This is a genomic window from Stenotrophomonas sp. 28608_Sma (genome assembly GCF_056486185.1).
The window spans coordinates 2,399,971-2,418,347 of sequence record NZ_CM151308.1 but is presented as its reverse complement, the minus strand read 5'-3'; the positions used below and the strand labels follow the sequence as shown (position 1 = coordinate 2,418,347).

General features: G+C 64.9%; 27 protein-coding genes. All 27 read right to left on the bottom strand.

The genetic code is table 11. From position 1 onward, the window contains the following. Positions 1 to 30: 30 nt before the first annotated feature. The 27 genes from ACZLHH_RS11375 to ACZLHH_RS11245 all read right to left on the bottom strand — a co-directional run bounded on the left by ACZLHH_RS11375 (position 31) and on the right by ACZLHH_RS11245 (position 18,348). Positions 31 to 438, bottom strand: coding sequence for a hypothetical protein (locus ACZLHH_RS11375; RefSeq protein WP_180844226.1), 408 nt, complete (start codon positions 436 to 438; stop codon positions 31 to 33). A 32-nt stretch (positions 439 to 470) separates the two neighbouring features. Further along, positions 471 to 1,604, bottom strand: a complete 1,134-nt coding sequence (locus ACZLHH_RS11370) for a phage protease (protein ID WP_180844225.1) — start codon at positions 1,602 to 1,604, stop codon at positions 471 to 473. Positions 1,605 to 1,862: 258 nt separating this feature from the next. Then, on the bottom strand, positions 1,863 to 2,414 hold the full coding sequence (locus tag ACZLHH_RS11365) for a phage virion morphogenesis protein (RefSeq protein WP_180844224.1): 552 nt from the start codon (positions 2,412 to 2,414) through the stop codon (positions 1,863 to 1,865). A 138-nt stretch (positions 2,415 to 2,552) separates the two neighbouring features. Further along, entirely contained in the window at positions 2,553 to 3,752 is a 1,200-nt protein-coding gene (locus ACZLHH_RS11360; protein WP_180844223.1) for a PBECR2 nuclease fold domain-containing protein, read from the bottom strand. Beyond that, positions 3,745 to 5,328 (bottom strand): DUF935 domain-containing protein, encoded by a 1,584-nt coding sequence (locus ACZLHH_RS11355; protein ID WP_180844222.1) that lies wholly within the window; start codon positions 5,326 to 5,328, stop codon positions 3,745 to 3,747. Before ACZLHH_RS11355 ends, ACZLHH_RS11360 begins: the two co-directional genes overlap by 8 nt. Then, complete coding sequence (locus ACZLHH_RS11350) at positions 5,322 to 6,890, bottom strand: hypothetical protein (RefSeq protein ID WP_180844221.1); 1,569 nt, start codon at positions 6,888 to 6,890, stop codon at positions 5,322 to 5,324. The genes ACZLHH_RS11355 and ACZLHH_RS11350 overlap by 7 nt, the downstream gene beginning before the upstream one ends. Continuing rightward, positions 6,887 to 7,465, bottom strand: a complete 579-nt coding sequence (locus ACZLHH_RS11345) for a phage protein Gp27 family protein (RefSeq protein WP_180844220.1) — start codon at positions 7,463 to 7,465, stop codon at positions 6,887 to 6,889. The genes ACZLHH_RS11350 and ACZLHH_RS11345 overlap by 4 nt, the downstream gene beginning before the upstream one ends. A 5-nt stretch (positions 7,466 to 7,470) precedes the next feature. Then, a complete protein-coding gene (locus ACZLHH_RS11340; RefSeq protein WP_049436663.1) occupies positions 7,471 to 7,776 on the bottom strand; it encodes a VpaChn25_0724 family phage protein in 306 nt (101 codons plus the stop codon). Beyond that, a complete protein-coding gene (locus ACZLHH_RS11335) occupies positions 7,776 to 8,054 on the bottom strand; it encodes a hypothetical protein (RefSeq protein WP_049436662.1) in 279 nt (92 codons plus the stop codon). Before ACZLHH_RS11335 ends, ACZLHH_RS11340 begins: the two co-directional genes overlap by 1 nt. Next, on the bottom strand, positions 8,051 to 8,164 hold the full coding sequence (locus ACZLHH_RS11330; RefSeq protein WP_429000435.1) for a TraR/DksA C4-type zinc finger protein: 114 nt from the start codon (positions 8,162 to 8,164) through the stop codon (positions 8,051 to 8,053). The genes ACZLHH_RS11335 and ACZLHH_RS11330 overlap by 4 nt, the downstream gene beginning before the upstream one ends. A gap of 263 nt (positions 8,165 to 8,427) precedes the next feature. Beyond that, positions 8,428 to 8,841 (bottom strand): hypothetical protein, encoded by a 414-nt coding sequence (locus ACZLHH_RS11325; RefSeq protein ID WP_180844218.1) that lies wholly within the window; start codon positions 8,839 to 8,841, stop codon positions 8,428 to 8,430. 270 nt (positions 8,842 to 9,111) lie between these two features. Further along, the gene (locus ACZLHH_RS11320) at positions 9,112 to 9,801 is read right to left on the bottom strand and encodes a transglycosylase SLT domain-containing protein (protein WP_180844217.1); all 690 of its coding nucleotides are present in this window, start codon (positions 9,799 to 9,801) and stop codon (positions 9,112 to 9,114) included. Continuing rightward, a complete protein-coding gene (locus ACZLHH_RS11315; protein WP_049436660.1) occupies positions 9,798 to 10,118 on the bottom strand; it encodes a hypothetical protein in 321 nt (106 codons plus the stop codon). The genes ACZLHH_RS11320 and ACZLHH_RS11315 overlap by 4 nt, the downstream gene beginning before the upstream one ends. Before the next feature lie 166 nt (positions 10,119 to 10,284). After that, positions 10,285 to 10,647, bottom strand: a complete 363-nt coding sequence (locus ACZLHH_RS11310) for a hypothetical protein (RefSeq protein WP_154263155.1) — start codon at positions 10,645 to 10,647, stop codon at positions 10,285 to 10,287. A gap of 11 nt (positions 10,648 to 10,658) precedes the next feature. After that, positions 10,659 to 11,075 (bottom strand): Mor transcription activator family protein, encoded by a 417-nt coding sequence (locus ACZLHH_RS11305; protein WP_180844216.1) that lies wholly within the window; start codon positions 11,073 to 11,075, stop codon positions 10,659 to 10,661. After that, positions 11,075 to 11,665, bottom strand: coding sequence for a hypothetical protein (locus ACZLHH_RS11300; RefSeq protein ID WP_180844215.1), 591 nt, complete (start codon positions 11,663 to 11,665; stop codon positions 11,075 to 11,077). The genes ACZLHH_RS11305 and ACZLHH_RS11300 overlap by 1 nt, the downstream gene beginning before the upstream one ends. Beyond that, entirely contained in the window at positions 11,662 to 11,928 is a 267-nt protein-coding gene (locus tag ACZLHH_RS11295) for a hypothetical protein (protein WP_180844214.1), read from the bottom strand. The genes ACZLHH_RS11300 and ACZLHH_RS11295 overlap by 4 nt, the downstream gene beginning before the upstream one ends. Beyond that, complete coding sequence (locus ACZLHH_RS11290) at positions 11,925 to 12,341, bottom strand: gp16 family protein (RefSeq protein WP_197572984.1); 417 nt, start codon at positions 12,339 to 12,341, stop codon at positions 11,925 to 11,927. The genes ACZLHH_RS11295 and ACZLHH_RS11290 overlap by 4 nt, the downstream gene beginning before the upstream one ends. After that, positions 12,338 to 12,790 (bottom strand): hypothetical protein, encoded by a 453-nt coding sequence (locus tag ACZLHH_RS11285; RefSeq protein WP_154263159.1) that lies wholly within the window; start codon positions 12,788 to 12,790, stop codon positions 12,338 to 12,340. The genes ACZLHH_RS11290 and ACZLHH_RS11285 overlap by 4 nt, the downstream gene beginning before the upstream one ends. Continuing rightward, entirely contained in the window at positions 12,777 to 13,070 is a 294-nt protein-coding gene (locus ACZLHH_RS11280) for a hypothetical protein (RefSeq protein ID WP_154263160.1), read from the bottom strand. The genes ACZLHH_RS11285 and ACZLHH_RS11280 overlap by 14 nt, the downstream gene beginning before the upstream one ends. Next, positions 13,067 to 13,687: a DUF3164 family protein gene (locus ACZLHH_RS11275; RefSeq protein ID WP_128987855.1), complete on the bottom strand. Its 621-nt coding sequence runs from the start codon at positions 13,685 to 13,687 to the stop codon at positions 13,067 to 13,069. Before ACZLHH_RS11275 ends, ACZLHH_RS11280 begins: the two co-directional genes overlap by 4 nt. Before the next feature lie 20 nt (positions 13,688 to 13,707). Then, complete coding sequence (locus ACZLHH_RS11270; RefSeq protein ID WP_180844212.1) at positions 13,708 to 14,160, bottom strand: hypothetical protein; 453 nt, start codon at positions 14,158 to 14,160, stop codon at positions 13,708 to 13,710. Positions 14,161 to 14,170: 10 nt separating this feature from the next. Further along, positions 14,171 to 14,461 (bottom strand): hypothetical protein, encoded by a 291-nt coding sequence (locus ACZLHH_RS11265; protein WP_049436652.1) that lies wholly within the window; start codon positions 14,459 to 14,461, stop codon positions 14,171 to 14,173. Beyond that, positions 14,458 to 14,646, bottom strand: a complete 189-nt coding sequence (locus ACZLHH_RS11260) for a hypothetical protein (protein ID WP_180844211.1) — start codon at positions 14,644 to 14,646, stop codon at positions 14,458 to 14,460. The genes ACZLHH_RS11265 and ACZLHH_RS11260 overlap by 4 nt, the downstream gene beginning before the upstream one ends. A 41-nt stretch (positions 14,647 to 14,687) precedes the next feature. After that, entirely contained in the window at positions 14,688 to 15,659 is a 972-nt protein-coding gene (locus ACZLHH_RS11255) for an AAA family ATPase (protein ID WP_180844210.1), read from the bottom strand. Between the two features lie 254 nt (positions 15,660 to 15,913). Beyond that, on the bottom strand, positions 15,914 to 17,890 hold the full coding sequence (locus tag ACZLHH_RS11250; RefSeq protein ID WP_180844209.1) for a transposase domain-containing protein: 1,977 nt from the start codon (positions 17,888 to 17,890) through the stop codon (positions 15,914 to 15,916). Between the two features lie 14 nt (positions 17,891 to 17,904). After that, positions 17,905 to 18,348, bottom strand: a complete 444-nt coding sequence (locus ACZLHH_RS11245) for a hypothetical protein (protein ID WP_049436648.1) — start codon at positions 18,346 to 18,348, stop codon at positions 17,905 to 17,907. Positions 18,349 to 18,377 lie beyond the last annotated feature (29 nt).

The following is an 18,377-nucleotide window of genomic DNA, read 5'->3' as shown; positions in this document are numbered from 1 at the left end:
TCCTGGTGATAGGGGAACGGATGGGCCGGCTCAGCCGACCACGATCCACACGCCGGCCGCATCCACGTCCAGGACGACACCAGCGCGCTTGCGGGCGCCGCTGTTGTCAGTCTTGGCCACGGTCTGGTCATCGACGATGTAGGCAGTTGCGCCGATGTCGGCGCGGGCGATGGCATCAGCGCCAGCACTGTTGTCGAAACGGAAGCCGGTGCCGCGCTCGCATTCGACGGTCTCGCCTGCGGCAGTGCCGGTGACGGTGCGGAGTGCAACGCCGACTGCGTCACCGGAGCCGGCAGTGCCTGCCGGCACTGCGTTGCCGTTGGTGGCCAGCAGCGCAATCAGCGTGCCCGCATGGAGCGCGATGCCGGGGTTGGAGGGGTGGCCGACACGATGTGCGTCCCGGCGCGGGGTGTTGCGAGCCTGGGTGGCTGCGCTCATAGCGGACTCCGGTGAGAGGTGAGGTGTAGTGCTCAGGCCGTGGCCTGGGTGGTGTCCTTCTTGGATTTCGCGAAGGCTTCGGGGGTGACGCCGGTAGCGCTGCAGACAGCCATTTCAGCCGCGTCCAGGCCATGCTCGTTGGTCGCGCCGGCCGGCTTCTGGCCTCCGGTCTGCGTACCGCCCAGGGCAGCGATCGGAGAGGCCTTGTCCAGGTAGGACGACAGCGCGGCCAGGTTCTGCTTGCCCAGGTCGATGGCCCATTCCTTCATGCTCGGCAGGAGGCGGCCATCAGCCAGGCCAGCCTCGACCAGGGCGCCGACCTTGTCAGCGGTGCGCTCGGCGGACAGCGCGGCGACCTGGCCGCGCACTTCCTCCAGGGCGGCGATGGGCACGAACTTGGTCGGGTCCGGGGTGGCGGTGGCGGTGGCCTTGGTCTTGAGGGCACTGCAGGCCGCAACGGCCGGCTCGCCCTCGGCGCCCAGCTCGGCCTGCAGTCGGCGCAGCACGCCCAGGCTGGTGGTCAGGGAACTGCAGGCGGCGATGGCGTCCGCTTCGGAGGTGGTTTCGGGCAGGCCCAGGGCAGCCAGGAAGGCTTTGAGCAACGGATTCATGGAGGTTTCCTTGTCAGGATCGATGTCGTGGGCAAAGCAAGCCGCTGCGCGCAGCTCCATGGCCTGCATGCCGTCGATGGCGGGGTCATTGGTGAAGGCGGCCATCTGCATGGCCAGCACCTCGCCGGTGGTCTTGTCGTAGAGGAACACCGGAGAGACATAGCGATAGGCGCCGGTTCGGATCTGCTCCGCAGCCTGGGGAGTCAGCTCGGTGGTGGCCCAGAGGCCAGATCCCTCGCGCCATTGCAGCGCACGCATCCAGGCAGCGGCCGGCGCGGGCTGCCCGTTGGTTTCTTTGTGCAGGGTCTGGTGTTCGTAATCGACCACTGCCGGGTTGACGCGAGCGTTGAAGCGCTCGATCACGCGAGCCGCCACCGAGGCGTCGATGTACCAGGCGGGGACATCCATCTTTCGCCCGTCGCTGGGCTTGAAGTGACCGGCAGGGGTCAGCTGGATGGAGATGATGCGGTCATCGCCTACGGCGTCGGCCTGCAGCTGGAAGCTGCAGGCAGCCAGGGCAACGGCGGTATGGAGGCGGCGGGCGGGCTGATTCATCCCCGCCAGATTCGCCGCCCTCGATCAGGCGGCGGGACTAAAGCCCTTCACTGATTTCCGGGCGTGGCCCGATGGGCGGGATGTCGGCAGGGACTCTACACCGGACCGGGTGATTTTTGTCCCTCGCCGGGGTGGTCACTTGAACAGCCGCCTTCAATGGCGTTTGAAAGGCGTTTAAATCGACCGCCTCTGCCCGTTTGGGGTGGGCCATGGACGGTGGCCGCGCCCAGGGGGCCTCCACGGGCCGTACAGGCCGTTTTAGGCGGGGGTCAATCCAGCGGGGTCCGCGTCCAGTTCCAGCCAGGCGACGGCCAGGCGTTCGATGCTCTGCTCATCCTCGGCGCTCAAGCCCATGAAGGGACGCGCCGGCAATCCAGGATGATTCACCTTGGCCACGAACGCGGGTCCGTCCTGGCCATCCTTTCCTGAGCGCGTCTGCATGCCGGGCCAGTAAAGCGCCTTTCCGTTCTTTGCTCGGATCTCGTATGGCTTGGTGCCTTCCTGGTGCCAGCGCGCCTGCTTGGAATCGGAGCGGATCTCCACCCAGTCAGCGCCCGACAACGGGTGGATGCCGTCACGGGTGCGGCGGGTATCGTTGAGCGGGGTCCGGCCCGATCCATCGGCCAGCGGCTGCCAGGCAACGCCGTCCGGTCCAATGCCGGTATCGAATCGGGCCTGGGTGCTTTCAGTCAGATCCTCGCCAACCTGGGCCATCAGGCCTGACAGGTTGACGCTGCGCTCCAGGAGACGGGCAAACCACTGTTCGGCCTGCCGCGCATCGATAGTGAGAATCAGGGGTTCATTGGCCATGGTATTCTCCGCAAACGGGCCGGGGCCAAGCCGCCCCCGGCGTAGCGGCTCGGCCGCAATCCTTCCACAGGGTGGGCCAGCCCCCGAGGCCCTGCAGGAAGCGCCGCAGAGCGGACTGGCGCGTCTGTAGGCAAAGGCTCATTCCTCCGACCGTCCCCATACCAACAGCCCCTGCCGCGAACGCGGCTGAGCCTTGCTGCCACGGAAGAAGTCGAACGATCCCCACACTCCGCCTGGCAGCACCTCGGCAATCACTGTCAGGGCGTAGCGCTTCTGCGCGCCGCCTTCGGACTCGGTGACTTCGATCCGCTTGACGTAGTAGCGGCGCAGGCCGAGCTGGCCAGCCTCGTTGCGGGCGAAGTTGGCCCATACCTCAAACGGGCTCTGGATCGTCTCGGCCAGCAGCGGCAGATACTTCTCCCGACCATCCAGGCGTGACGGCTTCTCCAGCCAGTGCTCAATGACCTGGTCAGTAAGCAAAACCTCGGCCCCGGATGGATCGGTGAGCGTGGCAGTGCGGCCGTACAGCTCCTGCCAGGCCTGACGCACCTGTTGAGGATCACGAATACCCGTGGGCAGCGGCCGCGCAATCGCAGCGTCCAGCGGAACCTGAGCGGGACGCCCGTAGTCCTCGGCGCTTCGCCCTGGCACCTCCGACCACTTGGCCGCTGCATCCTTGGCAAGCGTGCTGTCGGCGATGTGGCGGCCGCTGGCGGCGTGACCGACGTGATAGGCCCACTCCGGTGGCGGGTCGCCCTGGATGGGCGCTGGCGGCTCGCTGACCTTCCAGCCCATGGCCTTCATCTTGGCGGCTGATACCCCCAGCACCGTGCAGCGACAGCCCCAGCCATTGGGCGTGTAGTGGGTGTCCCACCAGGGATGGTCGGACGGCAGGATGACGCCATCCCATGCCTTGTGCTGCTCGCGCGGGTTGCGCACGGTGTTGTGTTTGTACCGCAGGAAGGGGAAATTCTTGAGCGTCTCCCAGCGGCCGGCCTGGTACGCCGTTCGCAGGTTGGTGTGATAGATGGTCGCCGTGCGCCAGGCTTGCCCGCCTGGGCTACCTTCGCCGGTCCAGCCATGCCATCCGTTGCGCTGGACGATGTCCTGGAAGCGAGCGCGGAAATCCTCCAGCGTTTCGCCCTGGGTAATGGCTGCATCCACCGCTTCGCGCAGATCGGTCAACAGCGCATCGCGGGTGGCGCCGGCAACGACAAACGCCCGAGCGTGTTGCCCGTGCATCAGGTCATCCCACCGCCGCGTCGGAAGGTTCACCTTCCCGCGAAAGTAGCGCTCCGCCTCGGGCATGCTCCCGAAGTTGCCCCGGATCTCAGCCACGGCTTTCGTCCAGGGCATCGAGCATACCCGCTGCACCGGCAATAGCCAGGGCGTGCTGCATGGCCTGGCCGAACTGCGCCACGCTCAGGTTGGGCAGCAGGGCCAGCAGGCCATCGCGGATCTGCTCCAGATCCTGTGCGCCATCCACCAACTCGCGGATCGCGCCCACCCACTCGGCCACCACAGGGTCGAGCTCGTTGGCCACCAGCCGCGCCAACTGGTCCTCGCGGTCGCGTGACGACACCGAGACGGGCTGGGCGGCCGTTGCTGTAGTCCGCACACTGCTCAACGCCACCTGATCCGTTACTGCGGGAGCTTGCCCCAGCATCGGCTCATCCTCGCCGGCTTCGGGGATGCCCAGTTCGGTGTGTGCCCAAGCGCGGGGGATCTGCATGCCCATGGCGACCATCGCGGGCAGCGCTGTGGCATAGGTGCCGATGTCCTTGATCTCGGCCAGGTCGAACACCAGGCGCGGGCAACGGCGGTAGTCACCTGGTCGCACCAGCCCGTTGAGGACCGCCAACGGGTAAATCAGGTCACGGGACAGCGTGCTGGCCAACTGGCCAGCATCGGCATCCTTGATTTCCTTGCGCACTTCGTTGTGCACGTTGCCCAGCGCATTGGTGCTGCTTTTGCCGTCGGCCTGACTGGTCAGCGTGCCGCCCAGGATGGCCTTGCTCTGGCTGCGCTCGCACCAGTTCATCATCAGCTCAAAAGCCTTGGGATCACCCTCGGCGACAGCGGGGAAGTCCATGCTCATCCCCTCGGGGATGATGCCCGCCGCGTTGTGGCCGATTTCCATCAACGCGCGCAGCAGTGACATTTTCTCGCGGTCGGACGCTCCTGGCGGGTACTTGCCGATCCGCATCGGGATGCCGTAGACCTCCAGGAACTCGGCCAGGTCGCCGACGGCGTAGTTCTTGAACAGGTATGGCCACACCAGCACGCGGAACAGCGCGGCGCGCTCCAGATAGCCGCTCTTGGCCTTGTGGGTGTGGGTGATCCAGCCGAACTGGCGCAACGGTTCGCCCTCGCCGGTTCCGTTGCGTAGACGGATCTCCTGGCGATAGCCGCGGTGCAGCTGGAACCAGGACTGCGGCCGATGGGTGATGGATTTCGGCAGCCACTCCTGGGCGCTGCGGTCCCATTCGATTTCCAGGTTGGCGAAACCCTTGCCGATGGCGTCGGTGGTATCGAACACGATGCCATCGAAGTCATCGATAGCAAGCACCATCGCCTGCAGCTGCTCGGCCGCCTTCTTCTCGGCCGCACTGGGGTTGGGCGGTGCGCTGATCTTGAACGGCAGCCCCGAGACGGCGCGGCGGCGCTTGGACATCTCCGAGAAAACGTGGGCGTCGCGCTCCTCGATGTCTTCAAACAGCTCGTATTGGCGGATCAAATCGCCTTGTTCGGCCGCCAGGAGGATTGAGGCCAGCCGGCTGGGCGTGAGGCCGCGCGAGGGATGCCCCTGGAACTCGCGCTGCAGCGAATTCGCGTGCGCGGTCTGAGGCTGTGCCAGGTCGGCCACGGTGAAGGGCTTGCCATCAGGGCCAAGAATGCGGGTTTGGGTCACCATGCTTGCGGTTCCGGCAGATTGAATTCGTCGTCCTCGGGACGCTCGTGCCCGTGGCTCGCCACGGAATCAAAGCCGCGCACTGAGCGCGGCACAGGGGTCCAGTCCATCTCGGCACCTGGATGGCGACTGGCGTAGTACATGAGGGCAACCGCGATAGCCGAGTCGCCATGGCGCTGGCCTCCATCGCGCCCAGTGGTCCGCTCGGGCACCCTGGCCACGCCCTTGATGACTCGCACCACGCGAAGGTCTGCCATCGTGTCCTTGTCACGCGGCAGGGAAATGGTGTTGTCCTCAAATGCCTTCTTGACTGGTGGCATGTGCTCTCGATACCAGCCCTCAGTGGCCATGACCAGCGCCACCCGGCTGTAGCCGAACTCCTGGGCGAGGAACTCAGAGACGGCGCTGCCATTGCCCCGAGCATCCACTGCAGCTTTGACGAATCTGGGCAAACGGTGGATAACGAACTTGGCTACCTGTTCCTGCTGCCGGTGCGGCATGTTGCGCAGTTCAAGAATGAACGGCACTTTGCGCACCAGCGTCTGCGTGATCTGTGCAGGCATCATCACAGTGAGATCGCCTGTCCGGCCGAAATCCTGCCCGTAGACGCTCTGCAGCTCAGGGTCCAGCTTGTCCAGATGTGGTCCAACTTCGTCATCCAGCCACGTCTGCACTGCCTCCCATCGGACGTGGTCGCTTTCCTGCTCAAAGCCGATTGGGCAGGTGTAGCGCAACACCGGGGCATCGGTCATGCGCGCCTCGATCAACGCGGCACTGAGCCATGCGCCACTGCCCTGTGACGGAATGCAGTCCAGCTCCTCGGCGGCGGCATCGCCATAGGTGCCGTACACCTCGGCGATAAACTCCTCCTCGGCTTCCTGTGACCAGGTCTTGCCCAGACGCATGCAGACACGCCGGTAAAGTCCTTCCTCGACCGCCTCACGGAAAGGCACGCGGTGGATCGACCCGCGACGGCCACCCGCGCGGATCTCCTCGATCAGCTCGTTGAATGCGTTGTCATGGCCGTCGTGGGTGGAGATGAGGCGAACCTTTCCGCCCCACACCAGGAAGGCAACTGCCGCCTTGAGCAGCTCCTGCAGGTCATCAACGAATGCGGCTTCGTCGCCCACCAGTACGCCCTGACGACCACGCAGCTTGCGCGGCCGGCTGGCCAGCGCCGTGATTTTGAAGCCACTTTCAGGAAAGCGAATGGTGAAGGTCTTGATGTGCTTGTCATCCTCCTCCTCATCCCAAAAGCCTTCCTCCACCAGCCCGGCCGCATAGTTGAAGGCCTTGGCCCACATGGCGCAGGCCTGGATGTACTCCTCGGTCATTTCCTTGTCGGTGCCGAGGTAGTACACGTTCTGACCACCCGCACCCTTTGCACTGGCGGCAATCAGCACGTCGTCAGCAGCCTCCGCCCAGGTGATGCCGGTACGGCGTCCCTTTTCCATAACCTTGAGGTTGGCGGGATCGGCGATCCAGCGCTGCTGATACGGCATCAGTGCCGCAGGCACGTCGGCGGCGGCAGTGTTCGGAACAAGCTGGCGTGCGTTCTCATTCATTCGGTGCGGATTCCCAGGATCTGAGAGCGAATGTCGGCGGCGGCAGCGGCGGACAGCCCGCCGCTCTTGACGACCTTCTCCAGCTTGGCGGCTTGCTCGCGCACCATGGCATCGCGCGCTTCCTGCATGATGGCGCGCCGCACATTGACGCTCACCCGCTGGGTGTCCATGGCGTCCTTGGCAGCGCGGGCCAGTTTACGGATCTCATCAATGCTCACGTCCTCCTTTTCGTGAGCCCGCAGCGCCGCATTGGTGGCCAGGGTGGTGATGGCTTGGCCGAGGAGCGCGCCGGCCTTCTCTCCCACACCTTCGCCCAGTTCGCCCACCACAGCCTGGGACACTGCCTCAATCTCCCGCATGCGAGCCGTCAGCTCAGCAAACCCCGCACCATAGCGATGCAGGGCGGAGCGCGAGATGTCGGCCGCAGGCTGTCCAGGGAATTGCTGTTGCAGTGTCTCGATCATCTCGGCCAGCGTGAGGCGATCTTCGCGCAACAGCTTCTCGATGAACGTGCGTTGTTCTGCGGGCAGGCGCTGAATGCTGGACTTGCCGCGACGGCGCGGTGTGGTGCTCATCGTCGTTACCGGGGGCTGGGGCGGCTGACACCGGGCACGCTGGCCATGCCGCGCGAAACGTCGTGACCGCGAGCGCTCAGCTCAGCAACCATCACGCCCGGCACGGGCTCATCAACGCGCACCAGCGATTGCTCGCTCAGCCAGGTCAGGTCGGTCAGCACGTCATCGCGGCTGGCGGCCACGGCCAGGACGTTGAGGCCGGCATGCAGGACCGAACTGTTGGCGCGGTAGCCGTTCTGTTCCGAGAGCAGCCGCAGCAACACCAGGCGGCGGTCCTCGCGGTGGCGCTCCGCAAAGGTCTTGTGGGACATCAGTCTTTCTCCATGAGGTGTTCTTGGACGGTTTCGAGCATGCGATTGGTGGCGGCTGCCATGCCCTCCAATCGGGCAATTCGGTCAAACAGTTCGCCGGTTTCCTTGTGGGTCAGGTGGTGTGCGTGCTGAACCTCCAGTTTCGTGACTCGATCAGCCAGGCCGGAGTGGCGCCACCACAGCACCACACCGACTAGGAGGTTGAGCGCGACCAGTCCAGCAACCAGGACCAACAGCCCAATCACGATGGACGCGTCCCATGCGGCGGCGGCGATCATGGGCGGAATCCCGCGCCTGCGCAGGCGGTGCAATGGCGGGTGCCTGGCACTGCCTGCAGGCGACCGACTGGGACGATGGCGCCGCACTCCTGGCATTCGGTATCGCGCATCGGCTTGGGCGTTGGTTGAGGGTTGAACTGCGCGCGGCTGTGCCTGAAACGGTCCCAGGCGCGTTCGGTTACTACGTCGGCCTGGTCAGCGTCGTCTGCCACTCGGGTGCCTCTTGCCTTGGATGATTTCAGTCAGGTCCACCGCCACGGCACGAAGCGTGGCCACGCGCCCTCGGTTGATGAGCCCTGCGTTGCCTGGCTGCCTGCTGCCGCTTTCGGCATCGCGAGCCATCTGCTCGTACTCGTTCCGCAAGCGGGTCAGGTCAGTGACCTTGATCGTGGGTTCCGCCTTCACGGGCACAGGCCTCCACGGGCAGCTGCAGCTGGGTGATCGCTGTGCAGTACCAGCCCCAGGCGGTCGCCTCCCAGTCCGACACTGCCTGCGTCAGCCTTCGCTGCTGGTTGCGGCAGTCGTGGTACAGCGCCGCGACCTGGTCGTGATTCCCCAGCAGGGTTTCCCAGAGATCGTCCTTGGCTGCCGGCAGCTCCGGGCACTCGGCCTTGAGCGCTGCTGGCATCGGCGGGGCGGGCGGCTGGGGGAGCGGCGCCTGCGTTACTGCGGTTCCAGTGCTGCAGGACATCAGCCCCGGCGTGACCAGTGCGCAGATCAGGGCGATTACGCAGGAGCGCAGCGAGCGCCTCTTGCTGCTGCAGGTTGAATTGACGTTGGTTCTCACGGTCCAGCTCCTGGAGCTCGGCAATGTGGTTGAGGCGCTGGGTTGCGCGGTAGTAATTGGCGGTTGCCTGGGCCGATTGGGTCTGCAGCGTCTTGGCCGACTGCTGCAGTTGACGCAGCTGCAGCTCCAGGCCCTCGCGCTGCTCGATGGCCGCCGATCCGGCTGCCCAGCGATGCCCCGTCGCAAACCCGAGGCCGAGCAACGCGGCAACGGTCAGGCACAGCACCAACAGCAACGAGAGATAGCGATAGGGGCGGGTTGGGTCTGCGATCAGGGGCATGTGGCCACCCCCGTCCAACCGGCCGCGAGATATGCCGGCTCCAGTGTCAGCAGGATTCGTTTCGGGTAGCCGGTGTTCTCTCTGTGCGCCCACTCTGCTCGGGCGCGGTACGGCTCGACAGCCCGCCAGTCGTTTGCATCCGCTCCCTTGGTATACGCCAGCGCTCGCTCGCGGTTGAGCGCCTTTTCACCGCCGTTGTACGCGCGGAACGTAAAGGCCCACCGGCTGCAGCTGCTCATACGTCCCTGGCTGTACTCGGCGACCCGGTCGAACAGCCAGCGGTCATAGAGGGCGGCAGCCAGGATGGCCTGCTGCGGGTTCCAGGGATCGAATCCCGCCAGGTCCGTCGGATAGATCGTGGCGATCCAGCGCGCCGTGGACGGCATGAACTGGGCGATCCCCTGGGCACCCACAGGGGAGCGCGCATCTGCCCGAAACGCGGACTCCTGGTGCAACTGTGCGGCCAGGCGCGCCGAGCTCGCGTTGACGCCCCATGCACGGGACGCTGCCTGTTCCACGCGATGTCGATACAAGGCGGATGCGGGGGCAACCTTGACGGTGGCGCGGGCGGGTGCAGCTTCTGCCTTGTCGCAGATGGCCCACGTCACGATGGCCACAAGCACCAGACAGACCGCGATGGCCAGGCGCAGGCCGGGATCGGGGCGGCCGTGCGAGGTCATCCGATCAATCCTGCCGCGATCATGGCTGCAGCGATCAGCGTCACGCGCCGGGTCTGTGCCATGGACTTCTCGATGCCATCGAGATACCTGGGATCGGCTCCACGGAACAGGGTGAGGTCAACGCCATGACCGATCACCGCTGCCATCGTCAGCTTGGCAGCTGCCCAGGCGTAGGAGGCCACCAGGATGGGATTGAGGATGGCCACGCTGGCCAGCAGGAACAGGCTCAGTGCCAGCCACAGCCAGATATAGCCGATGCGGTCGAACAGCGAGCCAAGGTAAGCGATGGCTCGGGTACGGCGATTGTTGGGTTCCATGTGCACTCCGCTGTATGGGTAAGCGGGGTGCGTCCGTGCTGCGCACGTTGACCGTCCCCCGGTGCACACAGCTTCCGCGCGCGCGAAAGTGGACAGGGACTAAAGTGCTTCAATGAAAACGCCCCGCAAGGCGGGGCGTTTGTCAGGGATGAGAGCCGGGAAACTGCTACTTGACCAGGTTGCCCGCACAAAGTTCTTGAATTGCGCCGTCAAGCGTAACCTCATCTGTACCGGGGAACGCAGCCTTCGTCAGCAGCGTTCCGTCCGGGTGCCAGGCGAAGGGCTCGAATCCAGCAAACCCGCCGAATCCATTCTTTGCATTGAATTCACCGCAAACGATGGGAGCTGGGCCGGCCGGCGTGCGCAGCTGAACAATAGAGACTTTGCGAAACTCCGCAGATCCTGGATCTTTCAGTAGCTTCTTCACCGCGTCCTGAGCTTCAGCTACCAGCGCCTTGTCCTTGCTGCCACACGCCGTGCCGGAAGCCAAAACAAGGCCCAATGCCGCCGCACCCATCCACTTAATCACGCTGCCGCTCCTTAGAAGTCGAAATTCCGCTGCACTCTGGCAAGGTGCAGCTGGCGTTGCTGACGAATGATCTCGTAGACCCGAACCTCAGTAAGGCCATACTCGGTCACCAGCTGCGCAATGTTACCTCGCTTGGCCCGGCGGTAGATTTCCGCGTCCCGCAGGGCATTGCGAAGGCGCATACCCTGGGGGATGTATATCTGGCGCCCCCCGGCATACTCGGCTTGCGCCAGCATGCCGGCAAGGGCCAGCCTGGTGGCCTGTTCTTCATCCAGACCGGCGCGACGGAACGCAGCTTCCATGACCGCGACCAACGCGACCAGGGTGCCCTCCCATTGCTTTTCGGTCAGATCCAGCGGTGCGGCCGCGATCAGCTCGGCGGCTGCATCGGCGTCCGGTATTCCGACCCAATCGCGTTGCTCGATCATCAGTGTTCTCCGTACTTCTCGCGCGCCTCTGCGCGCTCGCGCTCGGCATCGTCGTCGGACATCTGGCCCAGCGATACCATCTGGCTGATCCAGGCCAAGCGCTGATCCAGCCTGGATTCGCCAGCACCAGGATTGACGCGTGCCGTGGTGCCCAGGTGCCGGCCTGCGCGGGCGTGTTCTTCTCGTTCACGCTCAGCGGCTGCATCGGCCTGGTCGGCCAAGCCGAACACGACCGCGCGCAGGTAGCCGTGCGACTCCAGCGGGAGGGTCAGGTTCGGTCGTGCCACCAGCATTTGATCGATGCCTGCCACCCAGTGACGAACCTGCGCCGGGCGGCGGATGCCGCCGCGTTCGTCCTTGCAGACCGTGCCAGAGGCGACCAGGTCGGCCACTTCCTGGGCGAGCTTCACCGCGCGCCCCATTCGCAGGCCCTGTTTGGCCGGTTTGAACAGGCCCAGATAGGCCAGCACTGCTCGGCCAAGCTCGGGCGGCATTGCCGCCACGGCAACCGCCAGGCGCTTGCCTTCCTCCTCCAGGAGAAACGCATTGATGTGGCCCTGGCAGCCACAATCGGGACATGTGGCTCTCATTGGTGCGTCCGCAGATCCTTCAACGTGAAGATGGGCGGGGCATCCAGGGCGGTCAGGGCTCCCTCCAGAAACTCCCTTACATACGCATCCTCTCGTCCATTGGCGCGCAGCAGTTCGATTCCGACCAGCGCAACGCTGGTCAGATACTGAATCACCTGCGTCGGCGGGAGCGTCTTGATACGCTCGAAGGTTACGCGCAGGGCTTCGCCTGTGGCCTTCTCCCGCTCCTGTTCCCGCTCGGCGTCGCTTACGGTATTGCTCATCCTTCCCTCCGGTTGCAGTCGATCTGTAGCGCAGCAATCAGGCTGTGCAGCTGGTCATGCTTGAGAAACTCCAGGCGGTCCACCTGAAACATGCGCACTGACATTGCGTGCGCGTAGCTCCAGGGACGTTTGGCGCTGGCCAGCAGTGCCTCCACCTTTCGCAGCATCGGCACCTGGTCGGTGTTCTTCGGGCGGTCCGGGTGAGGCTTGCCCGGCTTGGCCTTCCAGCCAAGCCGGGTCAGCTCAGCCAGCACCGCATCGCGCTCGCTCGGCGACATCTGCGTGGATGACTGCTTGCCGGTCACGCGCTGCAAGAGCGCGCGATAACCCGCTTCATCCATGCCGAGCTCCTTCTGCGCAACCTTGATCTTGGCGATCTGCGCGCGGCGCAGCGGGTCGGTTGCAGGCTTCATAGGTGACCCTCCGGCACCCGTGCTGACCATCCAGCGCGGATCAGCTCGATGCTTGTGCAGGTGCGGTTGAGGTGACGGCGCAGGGCAGCTGCCGAAGGCCAGCCGGGATCGTAGAACGTTCCCGTTCCCTGCTTGACCATAGCGGCAGTGCGACGCTTGCCCAGGCTCTTGACCATCCGCGCTTGCTGAGCCCTGCTATAGATGCAGATTTTAGAGGGGCGGTAGAACTTGGCGCCGATGGGGCTGCTTTCCTGCATGTACTCCTGCTTTATCTTCCCATCAACGAACACGACAACCGCGTATCGCAGCGTCTTGATCTGCTGGACCTGGATCACCAGCCGGTGTTCATCAGCGATCAGTTCCACGTCACCGCCGTAGGGCGTCGCAAGTGCCTTCTCGACTTGCGCCCACTGTTCTTTGCTCAGTGGTGATTTCTTATGCGCTGACATCGCGAGGGTCCTTATCGCGGAAGCAAACGAGGGTCGGGGCGCTGATGTGGCGCACCAGGCGCCAGGGAAACACGTCGCCGCGTGCCTCGATGTAGGCGGCTGCCCGCTGGATGTAGCCCATGGCCTCCGGTGAACGTGGATCATCGGCACAGCTCAGGTCATAGAACATCAGGCCTTCGATGTCCTGCTGGCGGGCAAACAGCTCGATGTCGGCGCGCACGGTCGCATCGGCCACGGCGAGTGCCAGCTCGGCGAGGTCGGCAGGAATGCGCGCGGTCACAGTGCCACCGCCGACAGGTCCAGGGTGATGGGCTGATAGGCGCCATCCTTGTCCCGCTGGTACACGCGGACGTAGGACTTACTGCCCATGACCTGGACGGCTTCACCGATGGCGCGCATGGCTTCCTGCCAGCGCGGATCGTCAATCTCCAGGCGCCGCAGCTGCAGCACCTGCCCGGTGCGGATGTTGCCCTGCTGATCGACACGGAACGCATCGTTGATGATGGTGCGGATCTCGGTGCGTGCGCCTTCGGTCCACTCTGCCAAACACTGGTCGATGAGTGCCTTGGCAGCGAGCAGACGTTCGTCAAACTTGATCGTCTCCTGGAATTGGCGGATCACCTTGTATCGGCCATCGTAGGCCACCAGCGTGACGTTGCCCTTCTTGCCACCGATGTGGACGCGGTACTGCTCTGCGCTGAGGGACACGAACGCGGCAATGCTGTTGAAGGCATGGCGCTTGAAGTCGGCCATGCGCTTGTGCAGATCCTGAGCGCGCTCAGCGAGCTCCTGCACCAGCTCATCGCGCAGCTTGTCGATCTCCTTGATGTGCTGTTCCGGGACCAGGTGCCCCTTGGCGTCTTGTCGGTAGCCTTCGGGAATCGCGTTCGCTTGCATGGGTGAGATTTCCTTGTTCATCACGGGGTGAGGTGGTTACGGGCTTCGCTGAGGGCGCCATCGCACTGCATCAGCAGTCGCACCAGGGGCGCTGGCAGCCCGGCAGCGCGGGCATCCAGTGCCGTGTCCAGAACGTCCTGGGCAATGGCTTCCAGGCGTCGATCCACGGCGAGCGCTCGGGCGTTGTGCAGTGACCGCTCGCAACCGGCCGGCGTGGGCTCCGGCACGGCAGCAAACTCGGTGCCCGTGGAGCCACGGACCAGCCAGAGCATCTGCGGATCATTGCCTTGGCGTTCGACCTGGTTGCGGTCGATCAGCTCCTCCAGGGTGTCGTCGATGTCCAGCGGACGCGCATCGTGCAGGGTGGTGGCCAGCTGGACGCGCGTCATGCAGCCACCTGCCTGGTCGATTGCGTCCAGGATTCGCTGCAGCAGCTGCTGCAGCGACTTGGGAAACGGAACATGCTTCGTCATGGTGTCTTGCTCAATGCAGCCCACTGGTGGGGGTGGATTGGCACACGTCCCACTCCACTTGGCAGCCGTGGAATGGGGTCGCCATCTTCGTGCGGGTCACCAGCTGGCCCTTGCGCTCGCGGATGTGCTGGGCGCCCACCAGCGAATCGCCGCGCGGGCGGTCGATCACGATCACGGGCCGAGCGCCAGTGATCGAGACGGAACGAGCCGTGAGTCCCTTGTCGGCCAGGGCATTGATGGCCTCCAGCGCGGCGGTCAGCTGGTGCTGGATGGCGGTGCGGTTCTTGTCGGTGGTGGTCACGGGAGACGCTCCTGGTTGTCGATTGGTGCCGTTTGAGCGGCGCTTGCGATGGCTTCATTGCTCCACTGCAGCAACTGGCCGATGGTCAGCGAATCGAATGGGGTGGCCAGCGCATAGCAGCGCTGGACGATCAGGCAGCGCGCCGAAAGTGCATCCGGTGATGCCAGCCTGGCGATGCCGCCCACAGCCGACACCAGGTCGGCCGTGAGATGAGAAATGGACGTGGTCACACCAGCACGCCCAGTTCTTTGGCCGCGTAGCGGATGGACTCGCAGCAGATCCGCTCGTTCTTCGCCTGTGAGTAGATCGAGGCAAGGCGCAATACCTTGTTCAGGACGCGGAGTGCGCCCGGAAGGTCGGCGATCTGCCGGATCTGATCGCGGCAACCGGCATCGGCGATGTTCCAGGCGTCAATGATCGCGTCGGCGTCACCCTTGACCACCTTGTGAATGACCAGTCGCTTGCCGACCCGGCTATACAGGCGATCAAGGAACGGAGCGCGATTGCCGCCCGTCATCTGCGTGATGACACGATCATTGCCACACAGCACAAGGCCGATGCTGGTCTGATCGTTGATGGCACGGACCATGTCCAGCGCCTGCACGGTCAGATGCTGTGCTTCATCCAAGATCAGCAGGCCGCTGGTGTTGCGCACCTTCTGGAAGATGGCCCGCTGGATGTAGGCGGCGGAGTTGACCAGGTCGCGCAGGCCCATGACTGCGGCAATTTCCTGCAGGCAGGTAAGGACGCCACCCGTGGCCGGGGTCAACTCGACGTGCCAGACGTTCGGGCTCACGGCTGCATAGCGCTTGTTCGTGACGGTCTTGCCCAGGCCTGCACCGCCAGCGATCACTGCGATGTCGCCAGCCATGTGGGCGTACTGCAGCACGGCGCGCAGCTTCTCGCTGGTGGGCGTGGTGACGAACTCGGGGCCCTCGGGCAGCTTGCCGCTGCTGATGCGCTCATCGCGGACATTGAGCCAACCGGCCAGCTTGCGAGCCACGTTTTGCTGGTTGCCCGCATAGGTGCCGCCCAAGAACTGCGACAGCGTGGCGCTGCTGATGTCCGATTCCTTTGCCAAGCGGGCCTGGCTCAGGTTCTTGTCTTCTTCCAGGGTGATACGCAGACGGTCGCGCAGATCGGCGAGCTGCTCCGGTGACAGTTCTTCGGGGGTGATCGGGGTGACGGCCAGATTCATCGTGTTGGGTTCCTTGGATTGGTGCGGGTGCAGCGGGGCAACGGGTGGAAGGGGCGGACGTTTGAGGGCGGCAAGCTTCGATCTGCGGCGGGCGATGCCACCGCCTGCTGCTGTCGCTTTCGGGTTGGTCCGGGTGTCTACGCCGGACCGGAAACGGGCTTGTGCCTGGTGGCGAAGTGGGTGCGAACCTTCATTGCGAATGCGCTGGAGGTAGGCCTGCCGACGCTGGTAGCCGGTGGCTGGGTTGCTTTGCATCAGGCCTCCCCGTCAGGCGTGGTCCACAGGCTGTTCCGGCGCTGCTTGGCCTGCATGCGATCCATCAGCGACACGAACGCGCTTTCGTTGTCGTCGGTGCCGGTTCGCAGCCGTTCGGCAGGCTCGGCTTCCTGTACGCGCGGCGGCTGCCGACGACCGAACAGCGGCGCGATCACGCCTGCAGGCGGCAGCGATTCGGGCATCGGCGACGGCAGCTGGTTGGCCACGCTGGCCGCTTCCATCCGGCGCTCCGCGTCCAGCTGCTTACGTGTTGCCTGGCGGTATTGCTTCTTTGCCCTGGCGTGTTCGCGGGCGGCGCCTGTATCGGCGAAGCCAACGGCGGCGATGCAGTCCAGCTGGCCGATGTAGACGTTGGCCAAGGTGTACGCATGCACAGCCTGGTGCAGATGCTCGGGATCAAAGCGAAGCATCACCTTCTGACCTGCAAACGGGGCGATGGCGTCGCTCCAGTACCGATTGCCGGACAGGCGAACGCTGCTATCACGGCGGTCACAGGTGACCACGTCCGTGGACAGGAGCATTTCCCGCAACTGCTCAGGCGATGCCTTGCGGATCGTGGACTGCGCATAGCTGGACTCAAAGGCGGAATCAAAGCTCCGGCCTGCAGCGGTGCGCGTGCGCCGGCCCTCGCGAGCGTTGTGGGCCGCGATTTCCTCATTCAGGACACGCACGAACTCATCCAGCGGAATGGCCTTGCTGCCGTAGTTCTCGGGCTTTGCGTCGGGCTTGTTACCCGTGTAGGCGCCAGCGAATGCCGGGTGCTTGGCAACGCGGTCGCACAGGTCACGCCAGGCGCGCTCGATGGGCTTGGCCTGGCCGTGATACGGCGTCGCCCAGTGGATCTCGCAGCCCATTGCCGTCAGCAGGCCGGTCGGATCGTCTTCTTTCACCTTGAATCGGAAGCGATTCGCGGTGCCGCCGGTCAGCATCTTGGACGCGAAGCCGCGACCGTTGTCCAGCCAGACCTTGCCGGGAATGCCATAGCGCTCGATCACGTCACGGAACGCGAAGCGCGCAAGGTCCGACGACTCGGTTTCGGCGATGCGGTAGCCCAGCAGCTTGCCGCTGTAGAGATCCTGGACGCCCACCATGATCGGGCGTGCAACCGTGCCGTCCGGCCAACGTGCGAACACGTCGAACTTGTGGCCGTCGCTGTTCACTGCCTCCAGCGCGTGGAACACGCTGCGGTCGCGCTCCTGGGCCGGGAACGTCTGATTGAATCGCTCCTGGCCTTCGCGAGCCATCACCAGGACGGCGCGCGGCAGTTCTGCCTCAACACGGCGGGTGAACGTCTTGGCGCACGGAAGTGCGGGCCAATCCTTGGTGGCGGCGATGCGCTGCAGCCGGTCATAGCAGCTTTGCGCACTCGGAGCCTCTACCCGCAGATAGTCGGCCTTGAACAGATCCCAGGCCTCGGCGTGAATCTCGGCCTTGGCCTTGGTCGCGGCGTATGCCGGCACCAACAGCGCCAGGCGGTGCTGCTTCTCGGCTTTGGCCACCAGCGCGGCCCAGCGGCCCAGGCTGGCCACGCTCACGCCGCCGACCTGGTCGCGCTGCATCTGGCTGGCGACGATCTGACGCGCTGCCATCAGAGGATGGCCGGCAGCCTGCAGCGCCTCAACGGCCTGCAGGGCGCGCAGGCGGCGTGCGGCTTCGTCCTTCAAATGCTGCGGGACGGCCTCGTAGCGCTTCCATGCGGACGCGATGGAATCGACGTTGGCCTGGCGAACCACCACGGCCCGCTGCGGCGTCTCGCTGACCTGACCCGCGATGACTGCTGCGGCCTGTACGTCTGGCGGTAGCGCATCAACGGCATACAGTCGGCGACGACCACCGCGAGTGGCCTTTTCCTCAAACGCCCAGCCTTCGCGCTTTGCGCGGATCTCGACGGCTCGCTTGGTCTTGCCCAGGCTGCTGGCCAAGCTGGCCAGGTCCAGCATCGAACGGGGGGACATGTTGCCGTCCGCCATTAGGATGCCCTCACGCTCAGGCGGTGCAGCTGGCGCAGGCGCTGGCTTGCGACGACACGCTCACGGTGGGCGCGGCCGATTTCAACGTCCAAGGTTTCGGCGCCCAGCAGCAGCTGGCCACCGATAACCTGGGCCTGCCACTCAGCGAGCAGCGTCCCGCCGCAGATCACTTCCAGCACGGGCGCAACCCACAGCGGAATGTTGAACGTCTCGCGGCTGGGCGCGGTGTAGCCGTCGAGCATCGCCTTGGATACGTTCTGGCCAGTCAGGCGACTGGCGCGTGCGGCCACTTCGTGCCGGTCCAGGCCAGCAGCGTGCGCGGCCTCCAGCATCTGGCCGACCAGCATGCTGACGGACTTGCGGTAATCCATGGTGCCGTTGACCGGCGCCGAGGGGCGTGGGGTCAAGAAGAAGTCATAGGGCTGGCTGGGCTGACGATTCATCCTTGCGTCTCCTGCTCGGTGGGGGCGCC